The 2,510-nt window shown below is 68.7% G+C and carries 2 protein-coding genes and 1 pseudogene; 2 read left to right on the top strand and 1 reads right to left on the bottom strand.

What is annotated here, in order from left to right; genetic code table 11:
• Both Q0U08_RS19810 and Q0U08_RS19805 read left to right on the top strand, forming a co-directional pair.
• The coding region (locus Q0U08_RS19810; RefSeq protein ID WP_298093508.1) for a cation:dicarboxylase symporter family transporter at nt 1-855 on the top strand (855 nt) is incomplete at its 5' end.
• Nucleotides 852-1,844, top strand: coding sequence for an aldo/keto reductase (locus Q0U08_RS19805; RefSeq protein WP_298093507.1), 993 nt, complete (start codon nt 852-854; stop codon nt 1,842-1,844). The genes Q0U08_RS19810 and Q0U08_RS19805, both read left to right, overlap by 4 nt.
• Nucleotides 1,845-1,884: 40 nt before the next feature.
• Here the strand turns inward: Q0U08_RS19805 and Q0U08_RS19800 are convergent.
• Nucleotides 1,885-2,510: pseudogene (locus Q0U08_RS19800) on the bottom strand (MFS transporter); the annotation flags it as partial.

Here is a 2,510-nt window from a genome sequence, read left to right as displayed (position 1 = left end):
GGCGAGTTCATCGTCTCGATCGTCCCCACCAACGTCGTCGACGCCGCCGCCAGCAACGCCTTCCTGTCGCTCATCGTCTTCACCCTCGCCTTCGCCTTTGCGATCACCCGCCTCGCCGACGAACCCCGCGCCCGCCTCGTCGCCTTCTTCGAGGCCATCCGCGACGCCATGCTGATCCTCATCGACTGGGTCCTCCGCCTCGCCCCCCTGGGCGTCTTCGCGCTCGCCCTCGTCGTCGGCGCCCGCGCGGGCACCGCCGCCTTCGGCGCGCTCGCCCATTACGTCCTCATCGTCTCCGCCATCGGCGTGCTTGTCATGGTGATGGCCTATGCCCTCGCGCTCATCGGCGGTCGCATCGGCCTCGCCCGCTTCGCCCGCGCCCTCGCCCCCGCCCAGGCCGTGGCAATCAGCACCCAGTCCTCCCTCGCCAGCCTCCCCGCGATGCTTCAGGGCGCCCGGCGGCTCGGCATATCGGACTCCACCGCCGGCATGGTGCTGCCGCTCGCGGTGGCGATGCTGCGCGGCACGCAACCGGCGATGAACATCGGCATCGCGGTCTATATCGCGCATTGGTTCGGTATCGCGATCACCCCCGCCGCGCTTGCCTCCGCCGTCTTCGTCGGCGTGCTGGTCTCCCTCGGCTCGGTCAGCCTGCCCGCGCAGATCACCTTCTATGCCTCGATCGCGCCCGTCTGCCAGGCGCTCGGCGTGCCCATCGCACCCTTGGGGCTTCTCATCGCGATCGAGACCTTTCCGGACATCTTCCGCACGCTCGGCAATGTCAGCATGGACCTCGCCGCGACCGCGACCGTTTCACACCTCAGCGGCACGACCGACCATGAGGGACATCCATGAAATATCGCACGCTCGGCCCGGAATTCGAGGTTTCGGCACTCGGCCTAGGCTGCATGCCGATGGCCGGCATCGGCCGCAGCATGTATGGCGAGGCGAACGCGGACGAGGGCATCGCCACCATCCACCGCGCGATCGATCTCGGCGTCACGCTGTTCGACACCGCCGAGATCTACGGCCCGCTCGCCAATGAGGAACTGCTCGGCCGTGCGATCCGCGGGCGGCGCGACCGCGTCGTCATCGCCACCAAATTCGGCTTCCGCTATGACGAGAACGGCATGACCGGGGTCGATTCCACCCCCGACAATGTCCGCCGCGCCTGCGAAGGCTCGCTGAGGCGCCTGGGGGTCGAGACGATCGACCTCTTCTACCAGCACCGCGTCGACCCCAATGTCCCCATCGAGGACACCGTCGGCGAGATGGGTCGCCTGGTCGAAGAAGGAAAGGTCCGCCGCCTGGGACTGTCGGAGGCCGGCGCCGACACCATCCGCCGCGCCGCTGCCGTCCACCCGATCGCCGCGGTCCAGTCGGAATATTCCTTGTGGGAACGCGATGTGGAGGGCGACATCCTGCCCGTGCTGCGCGAACTCGGCATCGGCTTCGTGCCGTACAGCCCGCTCGGCCGCGGCTTCCTGACCGGCCAGATCAAGACGCGCGACGACCTGCCCGAGGGCGACTATCGCCGTAACGACCCGCGCTATTCGGAAGAGAATTTCGGCGAGAACCTGAAGATCGTCGACGTCGCGCGCAGCATCGCCGACGCGCATGGCGCCAGCCCGGCCCAGGTCGCGCTCGCCTGGCTGCTCGCGCAGGGTGACGACATCGTCCCCATTCCCGGCGCCAAGCGTCGCCAGACGATGGAGGATTCGATGGCCGCCGCCGACCTCACTTTATCGGCCGACGACCTGCAACGTCTCGACCAGGCCGCCCCCCGCGGCGGCACCGCCGGCCCGCGCTACGGCGAAAAGGCCCTGTCGATGACGCGGCTTTGATCATGTGAGGGGTGGGGCAGCCATGCCCCACCCCGTCAGATCACCGCCGCGGCGTCTTCTCCAGCCGCGTATCGGTCCCCGCCGCGGCCGGCTCGGCCAGTTCGTTCTCACCGGCCAGCCCGTGCCCGGCATCCTCCTTCAACAGGTCGAGGTGCATCAGCTTCGCCACCAGCGGCGAGATCACCAGCACGACCACGCCGACCCCGATCGAGAACCAGCCGATCCGGCCGTAAACCTCCAGCACCTTTTCCGGCCCGGCGCCCTCGCCGCCGCTCGCCTGCGCGATCAGCCCGGCGATGAAGTTCCCTGCCGCCGTCGCCAGGAACCAGGTGCCCATCATCAGCCCGGTCATGCTGGGCAGCGACAGCCGTGTCATCGCCGCCAGTCCGACGGGCGAGAAGCACAGTTCCGCCATGGTGTGGATCAGATAGACCAGGAAGATGAAGATCACCGGCGTCGGCGCCCCCGCATAGGCCGCCGCCCCTGTGACCAGCACCAGGAAGCCCGCACCCACCCCGATCAGGCCGATGCCGAACTTCAGCGGCGCGCTGGGGTCCAGCCGCCGCCTGGCAAGCGCGGTCCACAGCCAGGCGAAAACCGGCGCCAGCAGGATGATGAAGATGCCGTTGACCGACTGGAACGCCGATGCCGGCACCTCCCAGCCCA

It is taken from the genome of uncultured Sphingomonas sp., assembly GCF_946477935.1.
Lineage (GTDB): Bacteria > Pseudomonadota > Alphaproteobacteria > Sphingomonadales > Sphingomonadaceae > Sphingomonas.
This window is presented reverse-complemented; position numbering and strand designations above follow the sequence as displayed.

Excerpts from the sequence above, each read along its gene's own strand:
- Q0U08_RS19805 (WP_298093507.1), top strand. The coding sequence starts at position 852 with ATGAAATATCGCACGCTCGGCCCGGAATTCGAGGTTTCGGCACTCGGC.